This window comes from Kitasatospora sp. NPDC059648, from assembly GCF_042734825.1.
GTDB lineage: Bacteria > Actinomycetota > Actinomycetes > Streptomycetales > Streptomycetaceae > Kitasatospora.
In genome coordinates, this window is the sequence record NZ_JBHWDU010000002.1 from 61746 (window position 1) to 85489 (window position 23744).

A 23744-nucleotide genomic window follows, 5' to 3' on the forward strand; every position below is an offset into this window, starting at 1 on the left:
ATGGGAGGCTGCCCCGAACGGCCCAACGCAGCGAACGGAGGCGCAGACCCCGCGATGAACCCGAACAACCAGAACCTCGGCGAACTGTGGGACCGGGTCACCGGCACCCAGGCCGCCCCGCCCGGCTGGCTCGTCCTCGCCACCGGCTGCGCCGCCCTGCTCACCGTCCTCGCCAGGCCCCTGTGGCACGTCGCCCGCAACGCCGTCACGATCGCCCACGAGGGCGGCCACGGCCTCGCCGCGCTCGCCACCCGCCGCAGGCTCGCCGGCATCCGGCTGCACTCCGACACCTCCGGCCTCACCCTCTCCTACGGCCGCCCCACCGGCCCCGGCATGATCCTCACCGCCGCCGCCGGCTACACCGCCCCCGCCCTGCTCGGCCTCGGCTGCGCCGCCCTGCTCGCCGCCGACCGGATCACCCTGCTGCTGTGGCTGGCCGTCGCCCTGCTGCTGGCCCTGCTCATCCGCGTCCGCAACGCCTTCGGCCTGTTCATCGTCCTGATCGCCGGCGGCGCCTTCTTCCTGGTCTCCTGGTTCGGCAGCGCCCAGGTTCAGGCCGGCTTCGCCTACCTCGGCTGCTGGTTCCTGCTGTTCGGCGCGGTGCGCCCGGTCCTGGAGCTCCAGCACCAGCGCCGCATCGGCTGGGCGCGCGACTCCGACGCCGACCAACTCGCCCGGCTCACCCACGTCCCCGCCCTGGCCTGGGTCGCCGTCTTCCTGCTGATCGCCCTCGCCTGCCTCGCCCTGGGCGCCAGCTGGCTGCTCCAACCCCTGTAACGCTCACCATGCGGCCGTCGCCGGGTCCGTTCCGGTACGGCCCCTAGACTGGCCCCCATGACCGAGACCCCGTGGCCCGCCCCCGTCGCCACCGCCCCCGTCGACGCCACCGTCACCATCCCCGGCTCCAAGTCGGTCACCAACCGGGCCCTGGTGCTGGCGGCGCTCGCCGACGGGCCCGGCTGGGTGCGCCGGCCGCTGCGCAGCCGCGACTCCCAGCTGATGGCCGACGGCCTGCGCGCCCTCGGGGTCACCATCGAGGAGAAGGTCAACAACGACTCCGGCGGCACCGGCGGCGGCGAGGCCTGGCGGGTCATCCCCGCCCCCGTGCTGCGCGGCCCCGCCAACGTCGACGTCGGCAACGCCGGCACCGTCATGCGCTTCCTGCCCCCGCTCGCCGCCCTCGCCGACGGCCCGGTCCACTTCGACGGAGACCCGCGCAGCCACGAACGCCCCCAGCACGGCGTGATCAACGCCCTGCGCGCGCTCGGCGCCCGGATCGACGACGGCGGCCGCGGCAGCTTCCCGCTCACCGTCCACGGCACCGGCGGCCTCGACGGCGGCCCGGTCGAACTGGACGCCTCCTCCTCGTCCCAGTTCGTCTCCGCCCTGCTGCTCTCCGGCGCCCGCTACAACCACGGCGTCGAGGTCCGGCACGTCGGCGGCCCCGTCCCGTCGCTGCCGCACATCCGGATGACCGTCGAGATGCTGCGCCTGGCCGGTGCCCAGGTCGACGCCCCCGAGGACGGCGGCGAGAAGGACGTCTGGCGGGTCACCCCCGGCGCCCTGCTCGGCCGCGACCTGGTGGTCGAGCCCGACCTGTCCAACGCCGCCCCGTTCTTCGCCGCCGCCCTGGTCACCGGCGGCCGGGTGACCGTGCGCGACTGGCCCAAGCACACCACCCAGCCCGGCGACCAGCTGCGCGACCTCTACACCCGGATGGGCGGCGCCTGCGAGTTCACCGACGAGGGCCTGCAGTTCACCGGCAGCGGCCGCATCCACGGCATCGAGGCCGACCTGCACGACGTCGGCGAGCTCACCCCGGTGATCGCCGCCGTCGCCGCCCTCGCCGACTCCGAGTCCCACCTGTACGGCATCGCCCACCTGCGCCTGCACGAGACCGACCGGCTCGCCGCCCTCGCCAAGGAGATCAACGACCTCGGCGGCGACGTCAGCGAGACCGAGGACGGCCTGCGGATCCGCCCGCGCGCCCTGCGCGGCGGCGTCTTCCACACCTACGAGGACCACCGCCTGGCCACCGCCGCCGCGGTGCTGGGCCTCGCCGTGCCCGGCGTCGGGGTGGAGAACGTGGCCACCACCGCCAAGACCCTGCCCGACTTCCCGACGATGTGGGCGGAGCTGCTCGGCGAGGGCGCGGGCGGCGACGGCGGATCGGCGACGGACGCCTGAGCGGAGACTGGAACCATGCGCCGCTACGGCAAGGACGCCGACGAGGACGACATCCGCAACCGCCCCGCCCGCCGGGGCTCCCGGCCGCGGACCCGGATCCGGCCCAAGCACGAGGACGCCGCCGAGGCGATGGTGCTGACCGTCGACCGCGGCCGGATCACCTGCCTGGTCGACCCGGGGACCAAGCAGGAGCGCCAGGTCGTCGCCATGAAGGCCCGCGAGCTGGGCCGCAAGGGCGTCGTCGTCGGCGACGTGGTCAACCTGGTCGGCGACCTCTCCGGGGACACCGACACCCTCGCCCGGATCGTCCGGGTCGAGGAGCGCAGCTCCGTGCTGCGGCGCACCGCGGACGACGACGACCCGTACGAGCGGATCGTCGTCGCCAACGCCGAGCAGCTGGCCATCGTCACCGCGCTGGCCGACCCGGAGCCCCGCCCCCGGCTGGTCGACCGCTGCCTGGTCGCCGCCTACGACGCGGGCATGGAACCGCTGCTGGTGCTCACCAAGTCCGATCTCGCCCCGGCCGAGCCGCTGCTGGAGTCGTACGCCCCGCTCGGCATCAAGTACGTCGTCACCCGCCGGGACGAGCTGGAGACCACCGGCGCCGAGGCCGTCCGCGAGCACCTGCGCGGACTGTCCACGGTGTTCATCGGCCACTCCGGCGTCGGCAAGACCACCCTGGTCAACGCCCTCGTCCCGGACCGCCGGCGGCAGACCGGCCACGTCAACGCCGTCACCGGCCGCGGCCGGCACACCACCGTCTCCGCCCTCGCCCTGCGGCTTCCCCCGCCGCCCGGCGCCAAGCCCGGCTCCCGCAAGGCGCTCGACACCGGCTGGGTGATCGACACGCCCGGCTTCCGCTCCTTCGGCCTCTCCCACATCGACCCGTCCCGGGTCATCCACGCCTTCCCCGACCTGGAGCCCGGCACCGTCGACTGTCCGCGCGCGTGCAGCCACGACGAACCGGACTGCGCCCTGGACGCCTGGGTCGCGGACGGCCACGCGGAGGCCGCCCGGCTCTACTCGCTGCGCCGCCTGCTGTCCAGCAAGGAGGCCCGCGAGGGCGACTGACGGCTCTGCCGTCCCTTGGGTTCGTGGCCCGTTCGAGGTGTCGGACCGGTCCTCCCTGGCGATCATAGGAAAGTCGGGCCGGGCGCGGCCCGTCCGTCGATCGACTGGGAGGGCACACGATGGCATGGGCCCTGGTGGTCCTGGCCGGCCTGCTGGAGACCGGTTTCGCGATCAACCTCAAGCTCAGCGAGGGCTTCACAAAGCTCTGGCCCACCATCAGCTTCTGCGTGTTCGCGCTCGGCAGCTTCGGGCTGCTCACCCTCTCGCTGAAGAGCCTGCCGGTCGGCCCCGCCTACGCGGTGTGGACCGGCATCGGCGCGGCCGGCACCGCGGTCTACGGCATGGTCTTCCTGGACGAGACCACCTCGGTGCTCAAGCTGGTCTCCATCTCCCTGGTGATCACCGGCGTGATCGGCCTCCAGCTCAGCGGCACGGCCCACTGAGCCTGTGCTCGCCCACCGGGACGGGGCCCCGCACTGAGCTAGGGTTTCCGACATGGCCGACTACCACGACGATCTCCGACTCGCCCACGTCCTCGCCGACTCGGCCGACTCGGTCACCCTGGAGCGCTTCCGCGCCCTCGACCTGAAGATCGAGACCAAGCCGGACCTGACCCCGGTCAGCGACGCCGACAAGGCCGCCGAGGAGCTGGTGCGCAGCGTGCTCCAGCGCGCCCGCCCGCGCGACGCCGTCCTCGGCGAGGAGTTCGGGCTGCAGGGCTCGGGCCCGCGCCGCTGGGTGATCGACCCGATCGACGGCACCAAGAACTACATCCGCGGCGTCCCGGTGTGGGCCACCCTGATCGCCCTGCTGGAGGACGGCCCGGACGGCGTCGAGCGCCCGGTGGTCGGCATCGTCTCCGCCCCGGCGCTGCAGCGCCGCTGGTGGGCGGCCAAGGGCCTGGGCGCGTACGCGGGCCGCAGCCTCGCCAAGGCCTCCCGGATCCACGTCTCCGGCGTCTCCCGGATCGAGGACGCCTCCTTCTCGTACTCCTCGCTCACCGGCTGGGAGGACCGCGGGCGCCTCGACCCGTTCCTGGACCTCACCCGGGCCTGCTGGCGCACCCGCGCCTACGGGGACTTCTGGTCCTACATGATGGTCGCCGAGGGCGCCGTGGACGTCGCCGCCGAGCCCGAGCTGTCGCTGTGGGACATGGCCGCGCCCTGCATCGTGGTCGAGGAGGCGGGCGGCCGCTTCACCGGCCTGGACGGCGTCCCCGGCCCCGGCGGCGCCGACGCGGTGGCCAGCAACGGCCTGCTGCACGAGGAGACCCTGCGGCGCCTGTCCGTCTGAGCCCCCGACGCACGCGGTTGCGGGCCCTGTGACCAGTGGGAGCTGGTCACAGGGCCCGCCGCTCTTCCGGTCCGGCTACTGCTTGCGCAGTTCCCGGACCGCCGCCTCCAGCCGCTGCCCGTAGTCGGCGTCGGCCTTGCGGAAGTTGTCGATCGCCCGCTCCACGATGTCCTCGCGGTCGGCCGAGACCTTGGCGATGAAGCCCGCCAGGTTGGCGATCAGGCGCTGCTTCTCCTCCTCGGAGAACAGCCGGTAGAGGTTGCCCGCCTGCACGAAGTCGTCGTCCTCGGCGTGCGAGGGCGCCGCGTGGGTGCCGGTGTGGCCGTCGAGCGCGGTCGCGGCCCACAGCGGACGGCCGGTCTGCACCGGGCCGCCGAAGCTGTTCGGCTCGTAGTTCTTCTGCCGCCCGTGCCGACCGTCGTACAGGTGCCCGTCGCGTCCGTTGGTGCGGGCCTCGGTCGCGTGCGGGCGGTTGACCGGCAGGTGGTCGGCGTTGATGCCGACCCGGTAGCGGTGGGCGTCGGCGTAGGCGAACAGCCGGCCCTGGAGCATCTTGTCCGGGGACGGGCCGATGCCGGGCACGAAGTGCGCCGGGGAGAACACCGACTGCTCGACCTCGGCGAAGACGTTGTCGGGGTTGCGGTTGAGCTCCAGCCAGCCGATCTCGATCGGCGGGTAGTCGGCGTGCGGCCAGACCTTGGTCAGGTCGAAGGGGTTGAAGCGGTAGGTGGCCGCGTCGGCCGCCGGCATGATCTGGACCTGCACCGTCCAGCTGGGGAACTCGCCGCGCTCGATCGCCTGGCGCAGGTCGCGCTGGTGGCTGTCCGGGTCCTCGCCGGCGAGCTTGTTGGCCTCGGCCTGGGTGAGGTTGCGGATGCCCTGGTCGGTCTTGAAGTGGTACTTGATCCAGAAGTGCTCGCCGGCCTCGTTCTGCCACTGGAAGGTGTGCGAGCCGAAGCCGTCCATGTGCCGGTAGCTGGCCGGGATGCCGCGGTCGCCGAACAGCCAGGTCACCTGGTGGGTGGCCTCGGGCGACAGGCCCCAGAAGTCCCAGACGTTGTCGGCCTCCTGCGACCCGGTGTACGGGTCGCGCTTCTGGGTGTGGATGAAGTCCGGGAACTTGATGGCGTCCTTGATGAAGAACACCGGGGTGTTGTTGCCGACGAGGTCGTAGTTGCCCTCCTCGGTGTAGAACTTCAGCGCGAAGCCGCGCGGGTCGCGCACCGCGTCGGCCGCGCCGAGATTGCCGGCCACGGTGGAGAAGCGCAGGAAGACCTCGGTCTGCTTGCCGACCTCGGACAGGAAGGCCGCGCGCGTCCAGGGGGTCACGTCGGCGGTCACCGTGAAGGTCCCGTACGCGCCCGCGCCGCGGGCGTGCACCACGCGCTCCGGGATCCGCTCGCGGTTGAAGTGCGCGAGCTTCTCGAACAGCAGCTGGTCCTGGATCAGGGCCGGGCCGCCGACACCGGCGGTCTCGGTGTTCTGGTTGTCGGCGACGGGGGCGCCGGCCTCCGTGGTGAGCGTCGGGCGCAGCTCGTCCTGCGTGGTCATTACGGGTTGCCTCCGAGGAATCCGGTCGTGATGACACGATCCTAACTTGGACTTTGTCTAAGTCAATACTGGAACCAATCTCAGAGCGTGACTTACTCTGGTGTCATGAGTGACCTGCTGGAGAGACTGCGCGGACGCGGCTGGCGGCTGACCTCGCAGCGCCGGGTGGTGGCCGAGGTCCTCGACGGCGAGCACGTCCACCTCACCGCGGACGAGGTGCACGCCCGCGCCGCCGGCCGCCTGCCCGAGATCAGCCGCGCCACCGTCTACAACACGCTCGGCGAACTCGTCGCCCTCGGCGAAGTGCTGGAGGTCGCCACCGACGGGCGCGCCAAGCGCTACGACCCCAACGCCCACCGCGCCCACCAGCACCTGGTCTGCTCCGGCTGCGGCGCGGTCCGCGACGTCCACCCCCACGGCGACCCGCTCGCGGCCCTGCCCGCCGCCGAACGCTTCGGCTTCGCCGTCACCACCGCCGAGGTCACCTACCGCGGCCTGTGCCCCGACTGCCGGCCCTGACCTGCCGGCCCTGCCCCGCCGGCCGCCTGACCGCCGTTCCCGACGCCCCGCTCCGGGGGAACGACTACGCGCTCAGCTCCGCGTGCAGCGCGCCCAGCAGGCGCCCGGCCCGCTCCGCGACCTCGGCCGGCCCGTAGTCGATCGCCCGCCGGCACCAGTTCTCGGCCTGCACCGGCTCGCCCCGGCGCAGCGCCAGCAGCGCCAGGCGCAGCGCCGCCCGCCCGTGCCCGGCGTCGGCGGCCCGGGTGTACCAGAGCATCGCCTCCGCCTCGCTGTCCTGCCGGGCCAGCAGCAGCCCCAGGTTGAACGCGGCGCTGCGGCTGCCCGCCTCGGCGGCCCTCCGGTACCAGCTCTCGGCGATCTCCAGCGCCCCGCGCTCGGCCGCCCGCACGCCCATCCGCACCTGCGCCCGGCGGTGACCGGCGTCGGCCGCCAGCGCGTACCAGTGCTCGGCCTCGGCGTCCGCGTCCCCGCGCCGGTCCAGCACCGAGGCCAGCCGGAACGCGCCCTCCGCCGAACCGCCGGCCGCGGCCTGCCGGTAGCGCTCCAGGGCGCCCGGCAGGTTGCCGCGCTGCTCCTGGGCGACCGCCAGCTGCAGCGCCGCCTCGCCGTGGCCCTCGGCGGCCGCCCGCGCGTACCACTCCTGGGCCTGCCGCGCCTCGCCGCGCCCGGCGTGCAGCACGCCCAGGTTGAAGGCGCCGTCCACGCTGCCGGCCTCGGCCGCCTTGGAGAACCACGGCTCGGCGCCGGACTCGTCGCCGCGCTGCAGCAGCACCACGGCCAGCGCGTTGCAGGCCTCCCGGTGCCCGGCGTACGCGGCCCGGCGGTACCACTGCTCGGCCTGCTGGTCGCGGCCGGTCCCGGCGCAGAGCAGGCCGAGGTTGAAGGCGCCGTTCTGGTCGCCCGCATCGAGGGCGGTGCGGTACCAGTGCTCGGCCTCCTTGGCCTCGCCGCGGCTCGCGTGCAGGGCGCCGAGCGCGTTGGCGGCATTTCCGTCGCCGGCCTCGGCGGCCTCCTGCCACCACTCGGCGGCGGCGGCGACGTCCCCGGAGTCGCGCAGCAGGAAGCCGAGCGCGCAGGCCGCTCGGGGCTCGCCGTTCTGGGCGGCCTGCCGGTACCAGCGGGCCGCCTCCTCCAGCAGCGACCGGTCGGTGCGGGCGCGCTCCTCCAGCAGCACGCCCAGGCGCAGCGCGGCGCGGGCGTGGCTGCGGGCCGCCGCGGTGCGGTACCAGGCCTCGGCGGTCTCCTTGTCCCCGGCGGCCTCGCGCATCCGGGCCAGCCGGTAGGCGGCCTCCCGGTGCCCGGCGTCGGCGGACACCTTGAACCAGCGCTCGGCCCGCACGTCGCGCCGGTGCTCCATCAGGTCGCCGAGCGCGTAGGCGCCCAGCGGGTGGCCGTGGTCGGCGGCGAAGTGCAGCCAGTACTCGGCGGCCTCCTCCTCGCCCTGGTCGCGCAGCTGGAGCCCGAGCGCGTGCGCGGCGGGGGCGCTGCCCGCCACCGCCGCCTGGCGCCACCACTGGCCGGCCTCGGCGCGGTGGCCCTGCTGGTGCAGCAGGACGCCAAGGTTGTTGGCGGCGGCCCGCACCCCGGCGGCCGCGGCGGCGCGCAGGTAGGGCTCGGCGTCCTCCAGGTCGCCGCGGCGCAGCAGCAGGGCGCCGAGCCGGCTGGCGGCCTCCGCGTCCCCGCCGTCGGCGGCCTGCCGGTGCCGGGCCTCCAGGGCGGCGGACTCCTGGGCGGCCAGCGCGGTCTCGAAGCTGGTCGGGTCCAGCCCGGCCGGGTCCAGCGCGGCGCCGGAGGGCGCTTCCTCGACGGCCGCCCCGTACGCGCCGACGGCTGGAGCGAACTGACGGGTGGACACGTGGACGAGGCTGTCGGGGCCGAAGCCGCCGGCCGCGGGACGCTCGGACAGTCCGCTGGTGCGCTGGGCGGGCAGGGCCCCGGGGCGGTCGTCGGGGCTCTCGGCGCTCTCCGCCCAGGCGTCGGTGTCCGCCTCGACGGCCGCACCGGACTTGGTGCCTGACTTGCCGATCAGCCTCATGCCGACTCCCGCTCCCCCAGAGTGTCGCGGCATCGTGCCCCGGCCGACGGCCGGGGGGACTTCTCCCAGGAGAGGCGCCGGACCCGACGGCCCATCAGCGGCCGTGCACCGTCCCCCGTGTGTCCCATCGTCGCATCACCCGCTACCCGCGTACACCTGCCCCGGCCGAATTCGGGCGAGGCAGCCCTGAAGCCGACGAAATTGCTTCGGCGCTTTGTCGATTTCCCGACACTTCAACCCCACAAACCCCGGTGCCGTCCCCGTTGGCGACGGTCGATAGTACCGGAGCGGTTCCCCCCGCTTCCGGACGGAAACATGACGGGAAACGCCAGAGGCCCGGAGGAATGATCCTCCGGGCCTCTGACACTGAGTAGCGGGGACAGGATTTGAACCTGCGACCTCTGGGTTATGAGCCCAGCGAGCTACCGAGCTGCTCCACCCCGCGTCGGTGACTGAACCGTAGCACGGACACGGGGTGGAACCAAAAACGGTTACCGCAGCTCAGCGGGGGCTAAGGGTGCGGGCTGGGCGCGCCCGACCCGGTCGGCGCCGCCGTCGCCCCCGGCGCCGGGCTCCCGCCGCGGGCCGCGTCGGCCGCCTTCAGGGCGTCCCCGAGCGCCTTCTGGGCGTTGCCGTAGGCCACCCAGTCGCCGTTCTTGAACGCGGCCTGGCTGTCGCTGTACGCCTTCGCCGCGTCCGACAGCGCCTTCTGCAGCTCCGGCGAGATCGTCCCGCCCGGCGCCGGGGTGCCCGGCCCGGTCGGCGTGGACGTGGGCGCCGGCGTCCCCGGGGTCGGCGTCGTACCGCCGCCCGGCGTCGCACCGCTCCCCGGGGACGTCCCGTTGCCGGGGGCCGTCCCGCCGCCCGGGCTGGACGGCGCCACCGGAGTGGCCGGCGGGGCCTGCCCGGCGAACAGCTTCTTCAGCGCGTCCTCAAGGGTGTTCTCGAACGCCACGTTGTCGTCCCCGTACACCGCCAGGACCTTCTGCAGCGTCGGGTACTTGGCGCCGCGCCCGCGCACGTACACCGGCTCGACGTTCAGCAGCCCGCCGCCGACCGGCAGGGTCAGCAGGTTGCCGTACTCCAGCTCGGTGTCGCCGCCGGTCTTCAGCGCGTAGATCTGCGAGGCCACCTCCTGGCGGGAGTTGAACTTCGACTGCACCAGGCCGGGGCCGGGGGCTCCGCTCTCGCCCGTCATCTTCAGGATGCGGATCTTCCCGTAGTCGTCGCCCGGATCCGCGTTGACGGACATGAAGGCCGCCAGGTTGGGCCGCTGGTTGGGCACGAAGGTGCTGGTCAGCGAGAAGCTGGCGGCGGCGGCGTCCGGTGTGCGCACCGTCACGTAGTACGGCGGCTGGACCTGCTTGGTGTCACTGGTCGGATCCACCGGGACCTGCCAGATGTCGCTGCCGTTGAAGAAGGAGTTGGCGTCGGTCACGTGGTACTGGCCGAGCAGGTCGCGCTGCACCTTGAACATGTCCTGCGGGTAGCGCAGGTGCGGCAGCAGCGACGCCGGGATGTCCGCCTTCGGCTCGACCGTCCCCGGGAAGGCCTTCATCCAGGTCTTCAGCACCGGGTCCTTCTCGTCCCACTGGTAGAGCTTCACCTCGCCGGTGTAGGCGTCCACCGTGGCCTTGACCGAGTTGCGGATGTAGTTGACCTGGTTGGCGACGGTCAGCAGCTCACCGCGCTGGTTGGTCAGCGAGTCCTTGGTCGCGGTGCCCAGCGTCGTCTTCGACGAGAACGGGAAGCCGTCCGAGGTGGTGTAGCCGTCCACCACCCACACCACGTGGCCGTCCTGCACCACCGGGTACGGGTCGGCGTCGATCGACAGCCACGGCGCGACCTTCTCCACCCGCTCCTTCGGCGTCCGGTCGTAGATCACCTTGGCGCCGTCGGTGATCGCCCCCGCGTACAGGATCTGCGGCTCGACGAAGCGCACCGCGTACGCGGCCCGGGTGATCGGGTTGTCCAGCGAGACGCCGCTGTCACCGGCGTACGTGTACTCCACGTTCTGGCCGGTCTTGACGTCGGTGTAGTCGATCTCCTTGTTCGAGCCGCCGACGATCGAGTACGTCGTCGTCTTCTCGCCGTAGTAGATCCGCTGCTCGTAGCCGCCCAGCGCACCGGTCGTCGGCAGGCCGGACTCGGTGAACACCGGGCCGCCCTTGTCGTCGACCTGGTTGCCCTTGGCGACCGCCGCGCCGTAGCCGTGGGTGTACTTGAAGTGGTCGTTGATCCAGTTGCGCTGCACCCCGTTGAGGTCCAGCTCGCGCAGGCCGATCACGGTGTCCTGCTTGTCCGCGCCGGTGCCGTAGCGGTCCACCGACAGCGTGCTCGGGAACGCGTAGTAGTTGCGCTGCTGCTCCAGCGACTGGAAGGTCTGGGAGACGATGTTCGGGTCCAGCAGCCGCACGTCCGCGATGGTCTGCGCGTCCGGCTTCAGCGCGTCACCCGTGGTCGAGCCCTGCGGGCTGTACGGGGTGGTCCGCGCGTCCGCGATCCCGTACGCCTGCCGGGTCGCGTCGATGTTCTTCTGGATGTACGGCGTCTCCTTGGCCTGCTCGTTCGGCTTGACCTGGAACTGCTGCACGATCGCCGGGTACAGGCCGCCGATCAGCACCGCCGACAGCACCATCAGCCCCAGCCCGATCAGGGCCGGCGCCCAGGTGCGGCGGATCGGCGTCAGGAAGAACAGCACCGCGCAGATGATCGCGACGAAGAAGAGGATCGTCTTGGCCGGCAGGAACGCGTTGGCGTCCACGTAGCGCAGGCCCGTCCAGCCCGACACCCCCTTGTAGGAGCCGGTCTTCACCGCCAGCGCGTACCGGTCCAGCCAGTACGCCACCGCCTTCAGCAGCACGAACACGCCCAGCAGCACCGCCAGGTGCCCCTGCGCGCCCGCGCTCGCCCGCCGGCCCGGGCCCTGCAGCCGCAGCCCCCCGTACAGGTAGTGCACCAGCGCCGAGGTCAGCAGCGAGACGATCACCGCGCTGAACGCGAAGCCCAGCACGAACTCGTAGAACGGCAGGTCGAAGGCGTAGAACGAGACGTCCATGCCGAACTGGGCGTCCTTCTCGCCGAAGGACGTCGCGTTCGTCCACATCAGCCAGGTCCGCCACTGGCCCGACGCCGCCGCGCCCGCCACCAAGCCGATCACCAGCGAGACGCCGATCAGCGCCCAGCGCTTGAACGGCGCCAGCCCCGCCCGGTAGCGGTCCAGGCTCTGCTGCTCCACCGACATCGCCGACAGCGGCGGCCGCAGCCGGTGCGCCAGCCAGACGTTGGAGCCGACGATCACCGCCATCAGCAGGCCGAACACCGCGAACAGCCCGATCTTCGTCCACAGCTGGGTGGTGAAGACCGAGGAGTAGTGGACCGACCTGAACCACAGCCAGTCCGTCCAGAACCCGGCGAACATGACGAACAGCAGGAACAGCACCGCGAGCACGCCCAGGGTCAGCAGGGCCACCCGCGCCCGCCGGGAGGGCGGGCCCACCCTCCGCCGGAAACCCGGCCCTGAGCGTTCCGGCATCTGGAATACCACGGTGGCACCTCAGCTGTGTCGTCTGGATTCGGTCGGTCGTCAGAGAAACTTAACCAGGCTTCGGCCGAGTTCCCACCGTTAGCGGACGGTTACTACGCCGCCCCCACCGCGCCCGCCCGCACCTCCCGCCGGCTGCCCCGGCGAGCGCCCGCCGCCCGGCGTGTGAGGATTGAGTCATGTCCGACGCGTCTGCATTCTTCAACTCCCCCGGCTCTGCCGACGATGTGTCCAAGCTCCCGGCCGCCACCCCGCTCACCCGGGCCGCGCTGGAGATCGACGAGTACGCCGCCACCCTCGGCTGGGACCTCCCGGCCCGACTGTTCGCCCTGGTGGACAGCGCCGCCCTGCTCAAGGCCGACCCCCGGATCGCCAAGCAGCTCGGCCTCTCCGAGGGCGACGAGCCCGGCCTCACCCCGGTCGAGCAGGACGAGATCCCGGCCGGCACGGAGCTCGACAAGTTCCTCGGCACCATCGCCTGGCCCGACTCGGTGGCCGGCTGCGCCCTGGTCGTCGAGCGGCTGATGCTGCCGCCGGGCGCCGAGCAGTCCCGCCCGCGCGGCGCCTCCGACGCCCAGCTCGCCGAGTGGGTCGCCAACCACCCCAAGCGCGAGGAGGTGCGGATCACCGCCGCCGTGCTGCGCGACGGCCGGAAGGAGATCGCCCTGCGGCTGCGCTCCAAGGACGTCGCCCGGGAGGTGCTGACCGGCCCGGACCTGGTGCCCGGCCTGACCGACGCGCTGCTGGCGACCTTCTCCTGACGCCTTACCCGGAGCAGGACGGCAGCGCGGAGGTCTGCCCGGAGCGGATCTGCTCCAGCGACTTCAGCGCGCCGTCCAGGGTGTCCGTCTTGATCAGGGTCAGTCCGGACGGCACGTGCTTGCCGGCCTCGGCGCAGTTCGAGGACGGGGTGAAGAAGTACTCGGCCCCGGCATCCCGGGCGGCGATCAGCTTCATCGATATCCCGCCGATCGGGCCGACCTTGCCGTCGTCGTCGATGGTGCCGGTGCCGGCCACGAACTTGCCGCCGGTGAGGTCGCCGCCGGGGGTGAGCTTGTCGACGATGCCGAGCGAGAACATCAGCCCGGCGCTGGGCCCGCCGACGTCCTGCAGGCCGATGTCGATCTGGAACGGGTAGGTGTGCCGGATCCCGGTGCCGATGCCGACCGCCGCGAGCTCGGCCCGCTCGGCCGGGGCCTTAGGGTCGAGGTCCTTGGCCCGCACGGTCGGGACGGTGACGTCCGTCTTCGTGCCCGGGGTGGCCGAACCGCTGCCGGAGGTGTCCTTGACCCGCGGCACCACGGTGAAGACCACCGACTCGCCGGGCTTGTGCTTGGTGACGCCGGCGACCACCTGGTCGACCGAGTCGACGGCGGTGCCGTCCACCGCGACGATCTGGTCCCCCGCGTGCAGCCGGCCCTCGGCCGGGGCCCCCGCGGTGACCGACTTGACGATCAGTTCGTTGCCGATCGGGACGCCCAGCTGCTTGAGCGCGGCGGTGCGGGCGCTGTCCTCGGAGGAGGCGAACTCCTCGGCGTTCTGCTTCTTGGCGTCCGCGTCCGACTGGCCCTTGGGGTAGACGTTGTCATGCGGCACCACCAGCACGTCGTCGCGCATCCAGCCGATCACCGCGTTGATCAGGCTGGGCTCGTACTTCGCCCCGGTCACCTGCACGGTGGTCATGTTGAGGTGCCCGGAGGTCTTGTACGAGTCGTGGCCGGTGACGGTGATCACCGGCTTGCCCCCCTGGTCGCCGAGCGTGTTGTACGTCGGCCCCGGGCTCATCTCCGTGTACGGCACCTTCATCAGCACCGAGACGCAGAGCAGCGCTATGAGCAGCAGGGTGGCAGCGAGCATCGTCGCGGAGCGGCGTGGCATGCCTCGACAGTACGGGACGCGGGTGACGCGGCGCCCGCCGGGCTACCGACCCGGGCGCTCCCCGGGGGCGGCGGTACCGGCGGTGGTGCGTTCCATCGCGGCCATGAAGCGCCGGTGCTCGGCGAGGGAGGCCGGGTCCCCCGTCGCCTTCGGAGCCCGCTGGGCCCAACCCGCCCAGGCGGCGGCGACCAGGACGGCGACAACCGGAATGATCAACCAGGCGAGCGCACCCATGTCAGTACTCCCAGCTCGTCGTGTCTATGAGCAGATTAACCACTCCGGCGGACAACGCGGCCAGCGCCGTCCGGGTTACGGGACGGCCGATCGGCTCACTTCCAGGGAGTATTCGGCCCATCGCGCCGGACCCTTTCGGGTGAGGCCGCGGCGCGCCTGACCCGAGGGACGCGCTCCGTGTGCGGTCGGTTCCGCCTCACCCGGCCGGCGGCGGTGCCGAGGAGGCTGCGGGGCGCGGGACGCCGGGCGGAGCTCAGCAGCCGCCGGCGCCGACCCACTCCTCCTCGCCGTCGGCGAAGACCTGGTGCTTCCAGATCGGCACCTCGTGCTTGAGGTCGTCGATCAGCCGCCGGGCGGCCGCGAAGGCCTCCCCGCGGTGGGCGCAGGAGACGGCGACGATCACGGCCTTGTCGGTGACCTCCAGCCGGCCCACCCGGTGCACCGCCGCGAGCGCCTTGACCGGGAAGTCGGCGGCGACCTTCTCGGCGACCCGGCGCATCTCCTCCTCGGCGGTGGGGTGGCAGCTGTACTCCAGCGCGGAGACCGACTTGCCGTCGTCGTGGTCCCGGACCGTCCCGACGAAGACGGTGGTGCCGCCGGCCGCGTCGTCGCCGACCGCCTCGTACACCTCGTCCAGGGAGAGCGGGGTGTCGCGGATGGCGAGCAGGCGGATGGGGTCGTGGTTCTCGGACATGAGCCCATGATTGCCCATCCGGGGCCGACTGCGGCAAGGGGCTTCCGCATCACGATTGCGAAATTTCGCATCGCGAGAATCGTGGTGGCCGGTCGCTGCCCGCCCGCCCGGTGACGGCTCGGACCGGATTCGGAAGCCCCCGGATCAGCCCCCCGGATCAGAAGCGGCGCCGCTTGCGGGCCCGGCGCACCAGCGCCGCCGTACCGACCAGCGCCACCGTCGCCCCGGCCGCGCCCAGACTGGTCGCCGCCTCCTTGCCGCCCAGCCGCCGCCCCGCCACCGCGTGCTTGCCGGACACCTGCGCCAGCAGTTCCGCCAGCACCTGCTCGTTGGTGAACCCCGGCCGCCAGCCCGCCTCGTGCAGCCGGCTGCCGGACACCACCCACGGGTACATCGTGTACGCCAGGTCCCCCGCCGGAGCCGGGGTCAGGCCCAGCCGGTGCAGCCGGGCCGCCGTCCCGAGCGCCAGCGCGGCCGGAAGCTCCATCCGCCGGATCCCCGACAGCCGCTCCACGTCCTCCTGCTCCAGCCAGCCGTCGCAGCCGACCGTGACCTCGCCCTCGACCAGGCCCAGCGCCGCGTACTCCAGCGCCGTCGCCAGGTCCTCCACGTGGCAGAACTGCCAGCACGGACGGGAACCGGCCACCACCAGCAGCCGGGGCGCCTCGAAGTGCCGGGTCAGTACGGTGTCCACCCCGGGGCCCACCACCACCGCCGGGCGCAGCACCGTCACCTGCAGCCCCGGGTGGGCCCGCGGCGCCCGCCGGGCCAGCCTCTCGATCTCCAGCAGGTCCCCGACCAGCGAGGCCTCCTCCGTCGCCCGCAGCTCCGAGTCCTCGGCCAGCGGCACCTCGTTGTCGGCCAGCGCGCCGTAGACCATCGCCGAGGTGCACAGCACCACCCGGTGCACCCCGGCGGCCGCGGCCGCGGTCAGCACCGTCTGGGCACCGCGCACGTTGTAGGCGCTGCGGGCCCGCGGGTCGGACTCCATGCCGAAGTCCATCGCCAGGTGCACCACGACGTCGACCCCGGCCAGCCGCTCGGCCACCGCCGGATCCCGCACGTCCAGCACCCGCCACTGCACGCCCGCGACCTCACCGCGCCGGTCGTCCACCGCCAGCACCCTGCGCACGTGCGGCGAGGCCACCAGCCGGGCCGCGACCCGCTCGCCCAGCACGCCCGCGGCGCCGGTGACGGCCACGGTCAGCGGCCGCCCGCCGTAGGCTGGAGGCGGCGACACCGTGGTGTCCGGGTCGTCCTCTCCTGCGGTCAGCCCAGAGCGAACGTCCGAGGGCGGGGAACTCACCGGCCATCCTCCACGGTTAGCTTATGTGCGTACGGACGTGTGTCACGTACGTCCATCCTGCCCGAGGCGAAGGCCCGGCGGTGCACCCGGCGCGGGCCTTGCGCGCGGGAGCCGCCCACGAGTCCCCCGCTCCACCGGACCCCCGGGCGGCAGCACTTCCCGCCACACCCGCATGACGGCCGACCGGATCGAGGACCCCGTGAGCGACCTTCCCTTCGGATTCGGCGTTCCGCCCGAGGAGCCCGAGGACGGCAAGGCCAAGCCCGACGACGCACACAAGAAGGAGCAGGGCCAGGAAGGCACCGGCGGCGCCCAGCCGTTCGGCTTCGGAGCCGGCAACCCCTTCGGTGCGATGTTCGGCATGCCCGGCGCCCCGGGCGGCCCCGGCGGTGCCGGAGCCGACAACCCCTTCGCCGCGATGTTCGGCGGCCTGAACCCCGGCGACCTGGGCGCCGCCTTCCAGCAGCTCGGGCAGATGCTCTCCTTCGAGGGCGGCCCGGTGAACTGGGAGCTCGCCCAGAACATCGCCCGGCAGACCGTCGTCGCCGAACCCGCCGAGGGGAAGAGCAAGGACCGCTCCGTCGGCGCCGCCGAGCGCGCCGCCGTCGAGGAGGCCGTGCGCCTGGCCGACCTGTGGCTCGACGGCGTGACCGAGTTCCCCTCCGGCGCGGGCACCGCCGTCGCCTGGAGCCGCGCCGAGTGGATCGAGGCCACCCTCCCGGTCTGGAAGGACCTCGTCGACCCGGTCGCCGAGCGCGTCGGCACCGCCATGGGCGGCGTCCTGCCCGAGGAGATGCAGGCCGTGGCCGGCCCGCTGATGGGCATGATGCGCTCCATGGGCGGCGCCATGTTCGGCACCCAGATCGGCCAGGCGCTCGGCGCCCTGGCCGGCGAGGTCGTCGGCTCCACCGACGTCGGCCTGCCGCTCGCCCCCGCCGGCAAGGCCGCCCTGCTGCCGCAGAACGTCGCCGAGTTCGGCGAGGGCCTCAACGTGCCCGCCGAGGAGGTCCGGCTCTACCTCGCCCTGCGCGAGGCCGCCCACCAGCGGCTCTTCGCCCACGTGCCGTGGCTGCGGGCCCACCTGCTCGGCGCCGTCGAGGCCTACGCCCACGGCATCAAGGTCGACACCTCCCGCATGGAGGAACTCGTCGGCCAGCTCGACCCGAGCAACCCGGAGGCCCTCCAGGAGGCGCTCGCCGGAGGGCTGCTCCAGCCCGAGGACACCCCCGGGCAGAAGGCCGCGCTCGCCCGCCTGGAGACCGCGCTCGCACTGGTCGAGGGCTGGGTCGACGCGGTCGTCCACGCCGCCGCCGCGCCCCACCTGCCGCAGGCCGGCGCGCTGCGCGAGACCGTCCGCCGCCGTCGCGCCGCCGGCGGCCCCGCCGAGCAGACCTTCGCCACCCTGGTCGGCCTGGAGCTGCGCCCGCGCCGGCTGCGCGACGCCGCCCGGCTGTGGGCGCTGCTCGCCGACGCCCGCGGCGTCGAGGGCCGCGACGCCCTCTGGGAGCACCCCGACATGCTGCCCACCGCCGCCGACCTGGACGACCCGGACGCCTTCGTGCACCGCGGCAGCGGCGACCTGGAGGGCGGCTTCGACTTCGACGCGCTCGACAAGCTGCTCGGCGAGGCCGCGGCCGGCAAGCCCGACCTCACCAAGGACGACCGCCCGGAGGGCGACTCGTCGGGGAGCGACCAGAACGGCACCGACGGGAAGGGCGAGCCCACCGCATGACGGCCACCGGGACGGGCACGTCCGCCCTGCACGCGGACGCCGTCCGCACCCTGACCGACTGGCGGCCCGCCGACCAGGCCCAGGAACAGCTCCGCCTCGACTACCTCGCGCACCTCGCCGAGCAGCCGGAGGGTGTGTACCGGTCCTGCCTGCCCGCCCACCTCACGGCGAGCGCGGCCGTCGTCGACCCGGCGGCGGGGCGGGTGCTGCTCACCCTGCACCCCAAGGTCGGCATGTGGCTGCAGATGGGCGGGCACTGCGAGCCCGGCGACACCGACCTCGCCTCCGCCGCGCTGCGCGAGGCCGTCGAGGAGTCCGGCATCCCCGACCTCACCCTGCTGCGCGAGAACGGCGTCCCCGTCCCCGCCAAGCTGGACCGCCACCGGGTCCGCTGCACCGGCAAGGACCAGCCGGAGAACACCCACCTGGACGTCCAGTACATCGCGCTGGCCCCGGCCGGGGCGCAGGCGCTGATCAGCGAGGAGTCGCTGGACCTGCGCTGGTTCGACTTCGATCGGCTGCCGGAGCTCACCGACCACTCGGTGCGCGACCTGGTCGCCCGGGCACGGCGGCTGACCGCCTGACCGACTGAGGTGAGACGCGCCGAGGGGGCGCGGGCCGATACGGCCCGCGCCCCCTTTTCGGTCGCCCTTCTCCGCACCCCGCACCGCCCCCGCGCTGGCCCGCTCCGCCTTGGCCGCACCGCTCCGCCTCGGGCCTCCTCGGGCCGCCTCAACCGCAGGAGGTCGCCGGCTCCGGACCCGGCCCGCCGTGCCGGGCACCCGGAATGTGCGGCAGCCGGGCGGCGGACACCACTCCCTCCAGATAGCCGCGGGCCCGCTCCGTCCGGGGATAGGCCTCCAGCAGCGCCCAGAACGCCGGGCCGTGGTCCGGCACCAGCAGGTGCGCCAGCTCGTGCAGCAGTACGTAGTCCAGCACGTACTCCGGCATGCCCTGCAGCCGGTGGGACAGCCTGATCGTCCCCTCACCGGGAGTGCACGAGCCCCAGCGCGAGTTCTGGTTGGTCACCCAGCGGACCTGGACAGGCTGGGCACGACCGCCGAGGTAGGCCGCCGACAGCTCCCGGGCCCGGGCCATCAGGGCATCGTCCCCGAGGATCCGGCGGCGCTCCTGGGCGGCGAGCTTCTCCAGCATCTGCGCGACCCAGCGCTGCTCCTCGGCGTGCGACATCCGGGCCGGGATCAGCACGACGGTGCGGTCGCCCTCGCGGTAGGCGGAGACGGTGCGGCTGCGGCGGGCGCTGCGCCGCACCTCGACCCGGCTGCGGTCGTGCGCCTCCGGGGGCACGGCGCCGGAGGACGGGTGCTGCGGCCTCGGCTGCTGCTGCTCGTGCCGGCTCTCGCGCTGCTGCTCGCGCTCCTGCTCGTCCGGGCGCCCGCGCGTGCTCGGCGCCGCCGACTGCGACCCGGTCGCTGCACGGGCACGCCGACGCGACGCCGGTGGATGGGAGTCCCGCTCGGCTGCCATGGCACACGACGTTACCCGGTACAGCTGACAGAAGTCCGGTGCCGTGGCCGAAATCTTTCATGGAGCGATCGGGAACGAAAGGCCGACGAGGGGTGTCCGGAAGCCGACGCCGGGGAGGACGGGCAGTTATCCACAGGGTCCGCGAACAGATGGTGTGATCATGCGCCTGGACCTGTGGATAACTTTCTGCACGCGGTCGGGGCGATGGGGCATGCTGCGGTCAGCCGTCCGGAAACGATCGGAAGGGAGATCGTCGTGCGCCTCGTGTTGAAGCCCGCTCTGTCCCGCAGCTGGCGGGACTCCGAGACCCTGCAGTTCGGCACCGTCACCCGGCACGCCGGGGTGGTCGGCAACGCCGACAAGACGCTGTGCGCGTTCCTCGAACTCGTCGACGGGACGCGCGACCGACCCGAGCTGCTCTCCGCCGGCGAGCGGATCGGGCTCGGTCGCGAACCTGCCGACACGCTGCTGAGCGAACTGGAGGAGACCGGACTGCTGGACGACGCGGAAGCGACCGACCGGGCGCTCTCCCGCTTCCCGCGGCCCCACCGGGACCTCCTCGCGCCCGATCTCGCCTCGCTGTCCCTGGTCCACTCCGGCCCGGGCGCCGCGCCGGCGGTCCTGGCCCGGCGGGCCGATTCGCGGATCGAGGTGCGCGGCGCGGGCCGGGTCGGGGCGGCCGTGGCGGCGGTGCTCGCCGCCGGTGGCACCGGCACCGTCACGGTGGCCGACACCGGGCGCGTCCAGCACGGCGACTGCTCCCCCGCGGGGCTGCCGCCCGCGGACGTCGGACGGCTGCGCTCGACGGTCGCCCGGGAGGCGGTGCAACGGGCCGCGGGCCGACCGCTGGTCCCGGTCCCGCGGCAGAAATCCGACGACCCACCACCCGACTTCGTGGTCCTCGCCCCCAGGGACGGCAGCGCCGCCTTCGCGGGCGGGACGTACGAGGCCCGACTGCTGCTCCGGGCCGGAGTGCCTCACCTCTACGTCGGCGTGGTCGAGGAGTTCGGCATCATCGGACCGCTGGTGATCCCGGGGCGCTCGGCCTGCGGGCACTGCCTGGTACTGCGGCGGGAGGACGAGGACGCGGCCTGGCCGCGCGTCCTCGCCCAGCTGGCGGACGACGGCCCCGGCCGGGCCCGAACCCCGGCCTGTGACACCGCTCTGGCGACGGCCGTCGCCGGCCTGGCGGCACTGCACGTCCAGGTGTACCTGGACGGCGGCCGACCGCCCAGCGTCGACGGCTGGTGCGAGATCTCGGCGGCCGACGGGATGCCCCGCCGCCTGCGGCTACGAGGACACCCGGACTGCGGCTGCCTGTGGCAGCCACTGCCGCCAGGCTGAGGAGGGGGGAGGAATCAGGAAGGCGCGCGGTCCCCGAGGAGCAGCAGGGCGAGATCTCCGGCCTGTCCCGGAGCATCTCCAACCTCGGCTCCTCCTTCGGCACCGCCATCGCCGGCACCATCCTCGTCGCCAACCTCACACAGCACGCCTACGCCGCCGCCATGGCCACCCTCGCCCTCGGCGCCCTCATCGGCCTCGCAACCGCAACCCGCATCCCCCGCTCCACCCCCACCGCACCGACCCCGGCCGGCGCCCGGCCCCGCCCGTGACCCTGGGGTCGACACGGGGCGGAGCGGCCCGGCCGGGCCCAGCTGGCTCCCGCTTCTCCCGGCCCGCGCCCTGCGCCAGGCAGGACGCGGGCCATGCGGGGGCGAGGGCAGGGGGGAAGGGGGCGGCCCCCGAGTCTCGACAATGTGACCGGGATCACTGCCTACGGGGCGATGAGTCTCACCCGGTCCCCCGGTCTCCCTTGCACAACCCCGAACGAGCAAGCCACCGAAGGAGCACCCGTGCGCATCGTGATCAGCGAGTTCATCAGCCTCGACGGCGTCGTCCAGGCCCCTGGCGCCCCGCAGGAGGACACCGACGGCGGCTTCGCCCACGGCGGCTGGTCCCACCCGTTCTTCGACCCGGAGACCATCGGCCCGTTCATCAACGAGGCGATGAGCGGCACCGAAGCCCTGCTCTTCGGCCGCCGCACCTGGCGCACCATGGCCGCCGCCTGGCCCGAGCGGGTCGGTGACCCGTTCGCCGACCGGATGAACTCGATCAAGAAGTACGTCGTCTCCGACACCCTCACCGAAGCCGACCTGACCTGGACGAACAGCACTCTCGTCCCCGGCGCCGGGGCCGTCGAGTGGGTCGGGCGGCAGCGCGCGGCCGACGGCGGGGACCTTCTGATCATGGGCAGCCCGACCCTCGTCCGCACGCTTCTCGGCGAGGACCTGGTGGACGAACTCCGGCTCATGGTGATGCCCGTACTGCTCGGCGGCGGCAAGTCGCTCTTCCCGGCCGACGGCGTGCTGCGCACCCTGGAGCTGACCTCCACCACGATCGCCAAGACCGGCGTCCAGCTGGCCACTTACCGCCGCACCCGCGAAGCCGGGGCCTGAGTTCCCACCCGCGCGGGGAGTCGGCCCGCCGACTCCCTTCGCGCCGCCCGGACAGCACCGCCCCGGGCCCGTCCCGCACCCGATCGCCGACCGAACCACCGACCGCACCACCGGCGACGCCCCGCCGGACCAAGCCGCCCAACTCCCCGCAAAGGGAGGCCACCGCCCGCCGGCCCCCGTGGAATACCGGCGGAAGCAGCCCAGGGACCGGGCACAATGGCCTAGTGATGGTGGGCCGTCCGGTGTCGGGGGGCCAGGGGATTGGAGGCCCGGGTGAGCGATCTTCCGCGCAAGGCAGTGACCCGCACGGCACGGCTCGCCGCCCTGCCGCTGGGGATAGCCGGCCGCGCCACGCTCGGACTGGGCAGGCGCATCGGCGGCCGCTCCGCCGAGGTGGTGACGGCCGAGCTCCAGCAGGCCACCGCCGACCAGCTGTTCAAGGTCCTGGGTGAGCTCAAGGGCGGGGCCATGAAGTTCGGGCAGGTGCTGTCCGTCTTCGAGGCCGCACTGCCCGAGGAGGTCGCCGGGCCGTACCGGGCCGCGCTCACCAAGCTGCAGGACGCCGCTCCCCCGATGCCCGCCGCGAAGGTGCACACCGCGCTCGCCCAGCGGCTCGGGAGCAACTGGCGCGAGCTGTTCCTGGAGTTCGACGACCGCCCGGCGGCGGCCGCCTCGATCGGCCAGGTGCACCGGGCGGTCTGGCACGACGGCAGGCAGGTCGCGGTCAAGGTGCAGTACCCGGGCGCGGGCGACGCACTGCTGGCCGACCTCTCCCAGCTGAGCCGGGTGGCCTGGCTGCTCGGTCCGCTGATCCCCGGGCTGGACATCAAACCGCTGATCACCGAGCTGCGCGAGCGCGTCTCGGAGGAGCTGGACTACGAGCTGGAGGCCCAGGCCCAGCGCCGGCACGCCGAGGAGTTCGCGGGCGACCCGGACATCGTGGTGCCGGTCGTGGTGGCGCAGGCCGACCAGGTGCTGGTCACCGAGTGGATGGGCGGCACCCCGCTGGCGGAGGTGATCGCGAACGGCACCCAGGAGGAGCGTGACCGTGCCGGGCAGCTGCTGGCCCGGTTCCTGTTCGCCGGCCCGTCCCGGACCGGCCTGCTGCACGCGGACCCGCACCCGGGCAACTTCCGGCTGCTGAAGGACGACGGACCGGCCGAGGATTGGCGGCTGGGGGTGCTGGACTTCGGCACGGTGGACCGGCTGCCGGGCGGGCTGCCCGCGCCGATCGGGGCCTCGCTGCGGATGGCGCTGGCCGGGGACGCGGCGGGCGTGCTGAAGATGCTCCGCGAGGAGGGCTTCGTGAAGCCCTCGATCCAACTGGACCCGGACGCGGTGCTGGACTACCTGCTGCCGATCATCGAGCCGGCCGCCGTGGACAGCTTCCACTTCACCCGGGCCTGGATGCGCGCCCAGGCGGCCCGGATCGCCGATCCGCGCTCGCCCGCCTACAACCTCGGCAAGCAGCTGAACCTGCCGCCCGCCTACCTGCTGATCCACCGGGTGACGCTCAGCACCATCGGGGTGCTGTGCCAGCTGGGCGCCAAGGCGCCGTTCCGCGCCGAGATGCTGGAATGGCTGCCCGAGTTCTCCGACGAGCCGTCGGCGGAGCCCGCGAAGGCCGCCAAGACGGCCGATGCGACGAAGACGGTCAAGGCCGGGCTCGCCGGGCGCCCTCCGGCGGCCAGGAAGAGCACCAGGCCTGCCCGCCCCTGAGCCGGCCCGCAACGGCCGCAGGCCGCTCCCCGCG

General features: G+C 73.4%; 21 protein-coding genes and 1 tRNA gene. 13 read left to right on the plus strand and 9 right to left on the minus strand.

Translation table 11 applies throughout. From position 1 onward, the window contains the following. The first annotated feature begins 54 nt into the window (after positions 1 to 54). The 5 genes from ACFV1W_RS01885 to hisN all read left to right on the plus strand — a co-directional run bounded on the left by ACFV1W_RS01885 (position 55) and on the right by hisN (position 4551). Positions 55 to 777 (plus strand): M50 family metallopeptidase, encoded by a 723-nt coding sequence (locus ACFV1W_RS01885; RefSeq protein WP_380412021.1) that lies wholly within the window; start codon positions 55 to 57, stop codon positions 775 to 777. Positions 778 to 834: 57 nt separating this feature from the next. Next, the gene (gene aroA / locus ACFV1W_RS01890) at positions 835 to 2187 is read left to right on the plus strand and encodes a 3-phosphoshikimate 1-carboxyvinyltransferase (protein ID WP_380412024.1); all 1353 of its coding nucleotides are present in this window, start codon (positions 835 to 837) and stop codon (positions 2185 to 2187) included. A gap of 15 nt (positions 2188 to 2202) precedes the next feature. Beyond that, a complete protein-coding gene (rsgA, locus tag ACFV1W_RS01895; protein WP_380412026.1) occupies positions 2203 to 3258 on the plus strand; it encodes a ribosome small subunit-dependent GTPase A in 1056 nt (351 codons plus the stop codon). 119 nt (positions 3259 to 3377) lie between these two features. Next, the gene (locus tag ACFV1W_RS01900) at positions 3378 to 3701 is read left to right on the plus strand and encodes a DMT family transporter (protein ID WP_380412029.1); all 324 of its coding nucleotides are present in this window, start codon (positions 3378 to 3380) and stop codon (positions 3699 to 3701) included. Positions 3702 to 3753: 52 nt separating this feature from the next. Next, positions 3754 to 4551, plus strand: coding sequence for a histidinol-phosphatase (gene hisN, locus ACFV1W_RS01905; protein WP_380412032.1), 798 nt, complete (start codon positions 3754 to 3756; stop codon positions 4549 to 4551). A 75-nt stretch (positions 4552 to 4626) separates the two neighbouring features. On the opposite strand, the gene ACFV1W_RS01910 is transcribed toward hisN, so the two are convergent. Further along, positions 4627 to 6102 (minus strand): catalase, encoded by a 1476-nt coding sequence (locus ACFV1W_RS01910; protein ID WP_380412035.1) that lies wholly within the window; start codon positions 6100 to 6102, stop codon positions 4627 to 4629. A gap of 105 nt (positions 6103 to 6207) precedes the next feature. Here ACFV1W_RS01910 and ACFV1W_RS01915 point away from each other — a divergent pair, with 105 nt between their 5' ends. After that, positions 6208 to 6621 (plus strand): Fur family transcriptional regulator, encoded by a 414-nt coding sequence (locus ACFV1W_RS01915; RefSeq protein WP_380412038.1) that lies wholly within the window; start codon positions 6208 to 6210, stop codon positions 6619 to 6621. Between the two features lie 64 nt (positions 6622 to 6685). Here ACFV1W_RS01915 and ACFV1W_RS01920 read toward each other — a convergent pair whose 3' ends face one another. The 3 genes from ACFV1W_RS01920 to ACFV1W_RS01930 form a co-directional block, all read right to left on the minus strand. Beyond that, on the minus strand, positions 6686 to 8659 hold the full coding sequence (locus ACFV1W_RS01920) for a tetratricopeptide repeat protein (protein ID WP_380412041.1): 1974 nt from the start codon (positions 8657 to 8659) through the stop codon (positions 6686 to 6688). 371 nt (positions 8660 to 9030) lie between these two features. Further along, positions 9031 to 9104, minus strand: a tRNA-Met gene (locus ACFV1W_RS01925). A 66-nt stretch (positions 9105 to 9170) separates the two neighbouring features. After that, positions 9171 to 12194: a UPF0182 family protein gene (locus ACFV1W_RS01930; protein ID WP_380412044.1), complete on the minus strand. Its 3024-nt coding sequence runs from the start codon at positions 12192 to 12194 to the stop codon at positions 9171 to 9173. 188 nt (positions 12195 to 12382) lie between these two features. Here ACFV1W_RS01930 and ACFV1W_RS01935 point away from each other — a divergent pair, with 188 nt between their 5' ends. Continuing rightward, a complete protein-coding gene (locus ACFV1W_RS01935; RefSeq protein WP_380412046.1) occupies positions 12383 to 12964 on the plus strand; it encodes a PPA1309 family protein in 582 nt (193 codons plus the stop codon). A 4-nt stretch (positions 12965 to 12968) separates the two neighbouring features. Here the strand turns inward: ACFV1W_RS01935 and ACFV1W_RS01940 are convergent, their stop codons facing one another. The 4 genes from ACFV1W_RS01940 to ACFV1W_RS01955 all read right to left on the minus strand — a co-directional run bounded on the left by ACFV1W_RS01940 (position 12969) and on the right by ACFV1W_RS01955 (position 16315). Further along, positions 12969 to 14081 (minus strand): PDZ domain-containing protein, encoded by a 1113-nt coding sequence (locus ACFV1W_RS01940; protein WP_380412049.1) that lies wholly within the window; start codon positions 14079 to 14081, stop codon positions 12969 to 12971. Positions 14082 to 14123: 42 nt separating this feature from the next. Then, on the minus strand, positions 14124 to 14315 hold the full coding sequence (locus ACFV1W_RS01945) for a hypothetical protein (RefSeq protein ID WP_380412052.1): 192 nt from the start codon (positions 14313 to 14315) through the stop codon (positions 14124 to 14126). Between the two features lie 253 nt (positions 14316 to 14568). Continuing rightward, positions 14569 to 15009: a molybdenum cofactor biosynthesis protein MoaE gene (locus ACFV1W_RS01950; protein WP_380412055.1), complete on the minus strand. Its 441-nt coding sequence runs from the start codon at positions 15007 to 15009 to the stop codon at positions 14569 to 14571. A gap of 157 nt (positions 15010 to 15166) precedes the next feature. Next, a complete protein-coding gene (locus ACFV1W_RS01955) occupies positions 15167 to 16315 on the minus strand; it encodes an NAD-dependent epimerase/dehydratase family protein (protein ID WP_380412058.1) in 1149 nt (382 codons plus the stop codon). A gap of 199 nt (positions 16316 to 16514) precedes the next feature. Here ACFV1W_RS01955 and ACFV1W_RS01960 point away from each other — a divergent pair, with 199 nt between their 5' ends. Together ACFV1W_RS01960 and ACFV1W_RS01965 are read left to right on the plus strand one after the other, a co-directional pair. Continuing rightward, on the plus strand, positions 16515 to 18047 hold the full coding sequence (locus ACFV1W_RS01960) for a zinc-dependent metalloprotease (RefSeq protein ID WP_380412061.1): 1533 nt from the start codon (positions 16515 to 16517) through the stop codon (positions 18045 to 18047). Next, on the plus strand, positions 18044 to 18631 hold the full coding sequence (locus ACFV1W_RS01965; protein WP_380412064.1) for an NUDIX hydrolase: 588 nt from the start codon (positions 18044 to 18046) through the stop codon (positions 18629 to 18631). The genes ACFV1W_RS01960 and ACFV1W_RS01965 overlap by 4 nt, the downstream gene beginning before the upstream one ends. A gap of 148 nt (positions 18632 to 18779) precedes the next feature. Here ACFV1W_RS01965 and ACFV1W_RS01970 read toward each other — a convergent pair whose 3' ends face one another. Continuing rightward, entirely contained in the window at positions 18780 to 19535 is a 756-nt protein-coding gene (locus ACFV1W_RS01970) for a M48 family metallopeptidase (RefSeq protein ID WP_380412067.1), read from the minus strand. 255 nt (positions 19536 to 19790) lie between these two features. On the opposite strand from ACFV1W_RS01970, the gene ACFV1W_RS01975 reads away from it, so the two are divergent. The 4 genes from ACFV1W_RS01975 to ACFV1W_RS01990 all read left to right on the plus strand — a co-directional run bounded on the left by ACFV1W_RS01975 (position 19791) and on the right by ACFV1W_RS01990 (position 23710). Continuing rightward, complete coding sequence (locus ACFV1W_RS01975) at positions 19791 to 20879, plus strand: TOMM precursor leader peptide-binding protein (protein WP_380412070.1); 1089 nt, start codon at positions 19791 to 19793, stop codon at positions 20877 to 20879. Beyond that, the gene (locus ACFV1W_RS01980) at positions 20855 to 21148 is read left to right on the plus strand and encodes a hypothetical protein (RefSeq protein WP_380412073.1); all 294 of its coding nucleotides are present in this window, start codon (positions 20855 to 20857) and stop codon (positions 21146 to 21148) included. The genes ACFV1W_RS01975 and ACFV1W_RS01980 overlap by 25 nt, the downstream gene beginning before the upstream one ends. A 240-nt stretch (positions 21149 to 21388) precedes the next feature. Beyond that, positions 21389 to 21991 (plus strand): dihydrofolate reductase family protein, encoded by a 603-nt coding sequence (locus ACFV1W_RS01985; RefSeq protein WP_380412076.1) that lies wholly within the window; start codon positions 21389 to 21391, stop codon positions 21989 to 21991. A gap of 273 nt (positions 21992 to 22264) precedes the next feature. Then, positions 22265 to 23710, plus strand: coding sequence for an ABC1 kinase family protein (locus ACFV1W_RS01990; protein ID WP_380412078.1), 1446 nt, complete (start codon positions 22265 to 22267; stop codon positions 23708 to 23710). Positions 23711 to 23744 lie beyond the last annotated feature (34 nt).

Excerpts from the sequence above, each read along its gene's own strand:
- ACFV1W_RS01965 (WP_380412064.1), top strand. The coding sequence starts at position 18,044 with ATGACGGCCACCGGGACGGGCACGTCCGCCCTGCACGCGGACGCCGTC.
- ACFV1W_RS01915 (WP_380412038.1), top strand. The coding sequence starts at position 6,208 with ATGAGTGACCTGCTGGAGAGACTGCGCGGACGCGGCTGGCGGCTGACC.
- ACFV1W_RS01930 (WP_380412044.1), bottom strand. The coding sequence starts at position 12,194 with ATGCCGGAACGCTCAGGGCCGGGTTTCCGGCGGAGGGTGGGCCCGCCC.
- ACFV1W_RS01950 (WP_380412055.1), bottom strand. The coding sequence starts at position 15,009 with ATGTCCGAGAACCACGACCCCATCCGCCTGCTCGCCATCCGCGACACC.
- ACFV1W_RS01940 (WP_380412049.1), bottom strand. The coding sequence starts at position 14,081 with ATGCCACGCCGCTCCGCGACGATGCTCGCTGCCACCCTGCTGCTCATA.
- ACFV1W_RS01920 (WP_380412041.1), bottom strand. The coding sequence starts at position 8,659 with ATGAGGCTGATCGGCAAGTCAGGCACCAAGTCCGGTGCGGCCGTCGAG.
- ACFV1W_RS01970 (WP_380412067.1), bottom strand. The coding sequence starts at position 19,535 with ATGGCAGCCGAGCGGGACTCCCATCCACCGGCGTCGCGTCGGCGTGCC.
- ACFV1W_RS01900 (WP_380412029.1), top strand. The coding sequence starts at position 3,378 with ATGGCATGGGCCCTGGTGGTCCTGGCCGGCCTGCTGGAGACCGGTTTC.
- ACFV1W_RS01910 (WP_380412035.1), bottom strand. The coding sequence starts at position 6,102 with ATGACCACGCAGGACGAGCTGCGCCCGACGCTCACCACGGAGGCCGGC.
- ACFV1W_RS01945 (WP_380412052.1), bottom strand. The coding sequence starts at position 14,315 with ATGGGTGCGCTCGCCTGGTTGATCATTCCGGTTGTCGCCGTCCTGGTC.
- aroA (WP_380412024.1), top strand. The coding sequence starts at position 835 with ATGACCGAGACCCCGTGGCCCGCCCCCGTCGCCACCGCCCCCGTCGAC.
- ACFV1W_RS01935 (WP_380412046.1), top strand. The coding sequence starts at position 12,383 with ATGTCCGACGCGTCTGCATTCTTCAACTCCCCCGGCTCTGCCGACGAT.
- ACFV1W_RS01885 (WP_380412021.1), top strand. The coding sequence starts at position 55 with ATGAACCCGAACAACCAGAACCTCGGCGAACTGTGGGACCGGGTCACC.
- rsgA (WP_380412026.1), top strand. The coding sequence starts at position 2,203 with ATGCGCCGCTACGGCAAGGACGCCGACGAGGACGACATCCGCAACCGC.
- hisN (WP_380412032.1), top strand. The coding sequence starts at position 3,754 with ATGGCCGACTACCACGACGATCTCCGACTCGCCCACGTCCTCGCCGAC.